The organism is Desulfallas sp. Bu1-1 (assembly GCF_015594625.1).
Lineage (GTDB): Bacteria > Bacillota > Desulfotomaculia > Desulfotomaculales > Desulfallaceae > JADNRQ01.
In genome coordinates this window covers 298,449-305,075 of the sequence record NZ_JADNRQ010000002.1, presented here as the reverse complement: position 1 = coordinate 305,075, position 6,627 = coordinate 298,449, and the positions used below count along the sequence as shown (strand labels likewise).

The following is a 6,627-nucleotide window of genomic DNA, read 5'->3' as shown; positions in this document are numbered from 1 at the left end:
TCCGGACGGGATAAGCGCTGAAGGCATCTAAGCGCGAAGCCCCCCTCCAGATAAGGTTTCCCACCTTCTCGAGGTTCGAGGTTCGAAGTTGGAGGTTCGAATCTAAAAAAAGAAAAGAAAATAAAGTCTCGAACATCGAATTTCGAACCTCGAGAAGGGTAAGACCCCTGGTAGACTACCAGGTAGATAGGCCGGGCGTGTAAGTCCCGTGAGGGATTGAGCGGACCGGTACTAATCGGTCGAGGGCTTGACCTGATTGGTGGTTAGTGGTGAGTGGTTGGTGGTTGGTAAAACAACCAAAACAAACTACCACTGATAAATAGATTTTACTTGTGCTAACTAAAAGCTGTGCAGTTTTGAGGGAATTGCGACAGGGGGACGGTTCTTTTGTCGCGTGTCGCATAGATTTCCTATACAAAAGAGCACAAATTTGCAGTGGTCATACCGGAGAGGATACACCCGTTCCCATCCCGAACACGGAAGTTAAGCTCTTCAGGGCCGATGGTACTGGGGTTTGTCCCCGGGAGAGTAGGACGCCGCTGCAGTACTTTTAACAAGGCTCCGGAAAAAACCGGGGCTTTTGCTTTATGTTAAAGAGGGTGAATTAAATTAAGGAACTGGCGACCAAAACGAGCACGGAAGTTAAGCTCTCCAGCCTGCCTGTGCCCGGAACGGGTATGCTCCGAAGGGGTAGGAGAGTAGGTCGTTGCCGGAATTAATTTTGGAACCCTTCGGATAAACCGGAGGGTTATGTATTTCCGGCGTCCATTATGCCACCTGGTGTTTTTGGGTTTGCGGCACGGCCACCATCAAGCCCACAATTCCGAGTGCGGCGGCAAAAAGCATGACCCCGTGGTAGCCCCAGCCCTGGGCAATAAAGCCGCCCAGAAAGGGCCCTACGGCGCCGCAAAGGTTTAGCGTGGCCTGGAAAATGCCGCTGGCGGTTCCCTTTTCCTCGCCGGACCGTAGAATGATCAGCAGGGCGCCCACGTAAAGGCAGGACCAGGTTACGCCCAGCAGTACCTGCACGATTACCAGCAGCCATAATTGATGAACCAGGACATAGGCCAGGAAGACCCCGATTGACAAAACCTGGCCGAAGGCAAAGATAACGTAGGGATTATAACGTTCCAGCCGGCGCATGACTAAAAACTGCACGGCAAAGTTAATCCCCCAGAGCACCCCGACCCAGAAACGATCCAGCCCCAGCGAAACAAAGTACAGGGGCAGGATGATCCATACCGCTGTGGCTCCAAGGTGGCGCAAAAAAACGGCCAGATAAACCGGCAGCCCCCGTTTTAAAACCACACCCAGGTTGGGTGTTTTTTTGTTTTCGGTTACCGGTTCGGACCCGGCTTGAGGGGTGAATAGCAAAGATAATAAAAAACCGGCCAGGCAGCATAACGAGCTGATGGCGAAAAGGAATTGAATGTTTTTAAGGACGGCTGCGGCGAGTGCTCCGGCGATCCAGCCCAGGGAGCCGCATGAGCTGAACCGGCCCATGTCGGCCCCGGATTCAAAAGCATAGGCAACCAGGGCGGCGGTGGCAACTCCCAGCGCCAAGCCCACTCCAGCCCGGATCAGGGCAAGTGTGAACAGGTGATGTGCCAGCAACTGGGCGGCGAAAGTAATCGTACAAAGCAGGAGCCCGGCGCGGACAAAGCCTATTCTTCCCCGCCGGTCGGATTGCTGGCCGAAGTAAAGGGAAGACAGCAGGTAGGAGCCGCCATAAGCTGCGCCGACCAGTCCCACCTCAAAGTCAGAAGCGCCCAGTTGAGCGCTGAGAAGGGGAATAAAAATCAATGAGCACTGGATGGCGAAGTTCATAAAGAAATTAACCGAACTGACCAGTTGGATATTATTTACACGTTTCATGTTGAGCCTTCCTTCTGTTGATAAATTCCAATGATAAAAAAATATCACTTTAAAAAAATATATTCAAGATTAAAAGCCTTTGAGCCAGTATTTAGTGAAGTTTAAATTTAAGAGATGGCCCCCAAAAGGGTCCGGTTATGTATTGCCAAGTAGCATTATTGGAAAAGAAAATGGGCATAATGCAAGTATGAGTTTTTTTAGGGAGGTAGATAAGTTGCACTGCCCGGTATGCGGCGGTAAGGCCACCGGCAAAGTAGGAGTGGACCAGTATTATTGCTGGGATTGTTGTGTGGAATACCGGATGAACAAGGAAGGGGTCAGCATCTACGAGGTTGGCGAAGACGGCAGTCTTGTGACATTCGACCCCCATAACGAATTTCTCCTTTAACGGGAGGTGAATTTTATTGAAACGGGCTTTTTGGCGGGGAATGATAACCGGTAGTATTATAGGCGCCCTTTTGTCGATGATGAAGCGCCCGCAGAGGAAATTTACCGGTATACCTGGTTTAAGGAATAACTTAAGACGGATGTATTCCCGGCACGCCACCGGTCGCGTGATCCGGGGCATGTCCCGCACGGTGGACGGGATAATCAAAAAGCGGTATAAGTAAGTTTGATCAATGCGGAAGAGTGGGGATGAGATCCTCACTTTTTTCCTTGGTGGTGGATGATTTGTCCTGGCGGCATTCGAAGAAATGGCATCGGGTTATCTTAACGGCTGTTTTGGCAGCCATGTTGGTGTACTTTATTTATCTCATCAGGGGCATTTTACTGTCGTTTTTGCTCGCGGTGGTGCTGGCCTACCTGCTGCACCCGCTGGTACGTACGGTGGAAAACCGGGGCACTTCGAGAACCATGTCCATTTTAATCGTATATAGCGCCATGTTCATTTTGGTTGCGGGATTGGTGCTTTACGGCATGCCCCACATTATCGCCCAGTTGAACATGATTGCCGAAGTTGTGCCGGATTATGCCGCCCAGGTCCAGGAGTTTACCGCGTCAATCCAGGTCGAGTACGCTAGGGCAGGTATACCCGAAGCCATCCGCAGGATTATCGACGAACGCATCACCTGGTTGGAACAGGTGCTGGTACAGCAGGCAGAGCGGGTAGTGGAAATTATGTTGGGTATGGTCGGGTATATTTTCAATATTATCCTGGCCCCCATCATTGCCTATTATTTGCTCAAGGACGTGGAAATCTTCACCGGCAGGGCTGTAAAGTTTATCCCGGCTTCCAAGCGCGAGGAGGTGCTTGAGCTGGGCAGGGAGGTCAGCAAGGTGATCGACAGTTTTGTGCGTGGGTACCTGCTGGTCAGCGTGATTACAGGCTTTCTGACCGGCTTGGCCCTGGCGGCGCTGGGTATGGAATTTGCCCTAATGCTTGGTATTTTTGCCGGGATAACCAACCTGATTCCCTATTTCGGCCCGTTTATCGGGGCCATTCCGGCGGTGGCCCTGGCTATGATGGTTTCCAAGTGGATGGTAGTAAAAGTGATTATTGTTTTTATCGTGATCCAACAGATAGAAGCCAGTATCATATCTCCCAAAATACTTGGCGACCGGGTGGGGTTGCATCCCCTGTTCGTGATTTTGGTATTGCTGGCCGGCGGGCAGTTACTCGGCCTGGCGGGACTTATTTTATCCGTTCCCGTGGCCGCCATTTTAAGAGTGATTTTTCGTGCCGCCGTGTACAGGTTAATCCCGAATATAAGTGATAATTAGTCATTCTTGACATCTTTCGGGGTAATTTTATATAATTACAATGCAATTTAATACCGTTAAAATATGGGAAAAGAGTAGGCCAAGCAGAGTCTTCAGAGAGGAAACAAACCGGTGTGAGTTTCCGGCTTTGCCGGCCGAAGGCCGTTCCCCTGATGATGCGGAATTGAAAATAGTAGATTTCGCCGCCGGACGGCGTTAAGGTCAAAGGAGTGAGCAGTTTCCGCCGGGTGCGGAATTGTTAAGCAGGGTGGTACCGCGGAGCCTTTCCGTCCCTGACAGGGGAGAAAGGCTTTTTTTAGTGGCCGGTTCATGGGTTTTCACCGGGGTTTGGGATAATCGTGTCTTATCTGTTAATTTAGGAGGGCATTTTTATGAAAGGTCAAGAAATCAGGGAAAAGTTTTTGAGGTTTTTTGAAAGCAAGGGGCATAAAATTCTACCCAGCGCATCACTAATTCCCCATAACGACCCCAGTATTTTGTGGACAGCGGCGGGCATGGTGCCGTTTAAGCCGTATTTCACCGGGGCGGCCAAGCCGGAGGTGCTCAGGGTCACCACCTGCCAGAAATGCCTGCGCACTCCCGACATTGATTCGGTGGGACGTACAGCGCGGCATCATACCTTCTTTGAAATGCTGGGCAATTTTTCGTTTGGGGATTACTTTAAAAAGGATGCCATTCCCTGGGCCTGGGAATTTGTGACTGAACACCTGGGGCTGGAAGCCGAAAGGCTCTGGATCACCATTTACCTGGACGACGACGAAGCCTTTGAAATCTGGCACAAGGACGTGGGCGTGCCGGAAAACCGGATCGTGCGCATGGGCAAGGATACGAACTTTTGGGAAATCGGCGTGGGACCATGCGGGCCTTGTTCCGAAATATATTATGACCTGGGGGAAGAGCGCGGTTGCGGTTTGCCGGATTGCGCCGTGGGTTGCGACTGCGACCGTTACCTGGAAATCTGGAATCTGGTGTTTATCCAGTTCTTCCGGGATGAAGAGGGTAATTACACGCCACTTAAAAACAAAGGCATCGATACCGGTATGGGCCTGGAGCGGGTGGCGTCGGTGCTGCAAAACGTTAAAACCAATTTCGATACGGATTTATTCAGGGACATTATGGATTTTACCGGCGAACTGACCGGTAAACCTTACGGCACCGGCGCGGAGTACGATCTGGCTCTGAAGGTGATTGCCGACCACTCCCGGGCGGTGACCTTTGCCGTCGCCGACGGTGCCCTCCCCTCGAACGAAGGCCGGGGCTATGTATTACGCCGCCTTTTGCGCCGGGCCGTCCGGTTCGGCCGGGTGCTCGGCATGGAAGAACCATTTTTATACCGGGTGGCTGGCGCAGTGATTGATAAAATGGGCAATGCCTACCCGGAACTGGTTAAAAACAGGGAACTTGTAACCAGGGTGATCAAGACCGAGGAAGAAAGATTTGGGGAGACGCTGGCCCAGGGCACCGAAATCATCAACAGGTTAATCCGCGAGGCCAGGCAATCCGGAAAGAATTATATCGACGGTGAACAAGCCTTCAGGTTGTACGATACTTACGGGTTCCCCATGGAATTAACCCGGGAGATCGCCGAAGAAAACGATTTGACCGTGGATGAAGAAGGTTTCACCAGGGCAATGGAGAAACAGAGGGAAAGGGCCCGCAGCGCCCGCCAGGAAACGGAGTATTTATCCGAAAAGACGGCCCGGTTGAAGAATATCCTCGAGCAGGTGGGCGAAACGGTATTTACGGGGTATGACACTCTGGCCACCAAATCCAAAATCAGGGCTATTTTTGTGGGCGACGAACAGGTGGATCAGGCCGGGGCCGGGCAGGAAGTGGAACTAATACTGGATATTACCCCCTGTTACGCCGAGGCCGGCGGCCAGGTGAGCGATCATGCCAGAATCACGGCGGAAAGCACCGAGGTGGCGGTTGAAGAGGTAACCAGGCCGGTGGAGGGCTTGCACCTGCACCGGGGCCGGGTGTTAAGCGGGATTTTACGCGTCAACGACGAGGTCGAAGTACAGGTCGACCGGCGGCGGCGCATGAACATAGCCCGCAACCACTCCGCAACACACCTGTTACACAAGTCGCTTAAGGAAGTGCTGGGCGGGCACGTCAACCAGGCCGGTTCGCTGGTGGCGCCGGACCGCTTGCGGTTTGACTTTACCCATTACGCCGCCATTGAGCCTGATGAACTGGCGCGCATTGAAAAAATGGTTAACGAGGCCATTTTAAGCAATTTAAAGGTGGAAACCTTTGAATCCACCCTGGACGAGGCCAGGGGGATGGGCGCTGCGGCTCTGTTCGAGGAAAAATACGGGGACCGGGTCAGGGTGGTCAAAATGGGGGACTTCAGCCTGGAACTTTGTGGCGGTACCCACGTGCAGTCAACGTCCGAAGTGGGCATGTTCAAGCTGTTGAGCGAAAGCAGCGTGGGTTCCGGCTTGCGCCGGGTGGAGGCAGTCACCGGAGAGGGGGCCATGGATTACCTCCGGGCCAAGGAAGAACAGCTGAACCTGATTGCTAAAACGGTCAAGGCTGCTCCCCACGAACTGGTCCACCGGGTGGAAACGCTGGTGCAGGAATTGCGCGAGCTGGAGAAGGAAGCGGAAACGCTGCGGGCAAAGCTGGCCCGCTATGAAGTGCAAAGCATGCTGGACCGTTCCCGGGACATAGCCGGAATCAAGGTGTTGGCAGCCCGTTCCGGCGCCGCCGACATGGATAGCCTGAGAGCCATGCTGGACCTGCTGTGGGACAAAATTGGCTCTGGTGTGATCGTGTTGGGCGCCGCGGTTAACGGCAAGGTGAACCTGGTGGCTGGTGTGAGCAAGGATTTGGTGGCAAAAGGCCTGCATGCCGGCAAGTTGCTGAAGGAAATTGCCCCCCTGGTCGGCGGCGGCGGGGGCGGTCGACCGGACATGGCTCAGGCCGGCGGCAAGAACCCCGCCGGGCTGGAAGCTGCCCTGGATAAGGTTTACGCCCTGGTGGAGTCCGCCGTGATCTAAAGGATGGATTACTTGTCTTGCTTCA

Annotated in this window: 5 protein-coding genes and 2 rRNA genes; 6 read left to right on the top strand and 1 reads right to left on the bottom strand. The window is 53.1% G+C overall.

From position 1 onward, the window contains the following. Both IT084_RS04165 and rrf read left to right on the top strand, forming a co-directional pair. Nucleotides 1–255: ribosomal RNA gene (locus IT084_RS04165) — 23S ribosomal RNA — on the top strand; the annotation flags it as partial. Nucleotides 256–431: 176 nt separating this feature from the next. Then, nucleotides 432–545 (top strand): 5S ribosomal RNA (rrf, locus tag IT084_RS04160). Between the two features lie 223 nt (nt 546–768). On the opposite strand, the gene IT084_RS04155 is transcribed toward rrf, so the two are convergent. Beyond that, the gene (locus IT084_RS04155) at nt 769–1,875 is read right to left on the bottom strand and encodes an MFS transporter (protein WP_195711389.1); all 1,107 of its coding nucleotides are present in this window, start codon (nt 1,873–1,875) and stop codon (nt 769–771) included. Between the two features lie 214 nt (nt 1,876–2,089). Here IT084_RS04155 and IT084_RS04150 point away from each other — a divergent pair, with 214 nt between their 5' ends. The 4 genes from IT084_RS04150 (at nt 2,090) to alaS (ending at nt 6,602) form a co-directional block, all read left to right on the top strand. Further along, entirely contained in the window at nt 2,090–2,263 is a 174-nt protein-coding gene (locus IT084_RS04150) for a hypothetical protein (RefSeq protein ID WP_195711387.1), read from the top strand. 16 nt (nt 2,264–2,279) lie between these two features. Further along, nucleotides 2,280–2,486 carry a hypothetical protein gene (locus IT084_RS04145; protein ID WP_195711385.1) on the top strand — a complete coding sequence of 69 codons (207 nt, stop codon included), beginning with the start codon at nt 2,280–2,282 and terminating at the stop codon, nt 2,484–2,486. A gap of 25 nt (nt 2,487–2,511) precedes the next feature. Further along, on the top strand, nt 2,512–3,597 hold the full coding sequence (locus tag IT084_RS04140; protein WP_243276728.1) for an AI-2E family transporter: 1,086 nt from the start codon (nt 2,512–2,514) through the stop codon (nt 3,595–3,597). 371 nt (nt 3,598–3,968) lie between these two features. Continuing rightward, nucleotides 3,969–6,602 carry an alanine--tRNA ligase gene (alaS, locus tag IT084_RS04135; RefSeq protein ID WP_195711383.1) on the top strand — a complete coding sequence of 878 codons (2,634 nt, stop codon included), beginning with the start codon at nt 3,969–3,971 and terminating at the stop codon, nt 6,600–6,602. Nucleotides 6,603–6,627: the final 25 nt, after the last annotated feature.

Coding starts and splice junctions, on each gene's coding strand:
- IT084_RS04155 (WP_195711389.1), bottom strand. CDS start 1,875: ATGAAACGTGTAAATAATATCCAACTGGTCAGTTCGGTTAATTTCTTT.
- IT084_RS04140 (WP_243276728.1), top strand. CDS start 2,512: ATGAGATCCTCACTTTTTTCCTTGGTGGTGGATGATTTGTCCTGGCGG.
- alaS (WP_195711383.1), top strand. CDS start 3,969: ATGAAAGGTCAAGAAATCAGGGAAAAGTTTTTGAGGTTTTTTGAAAGC.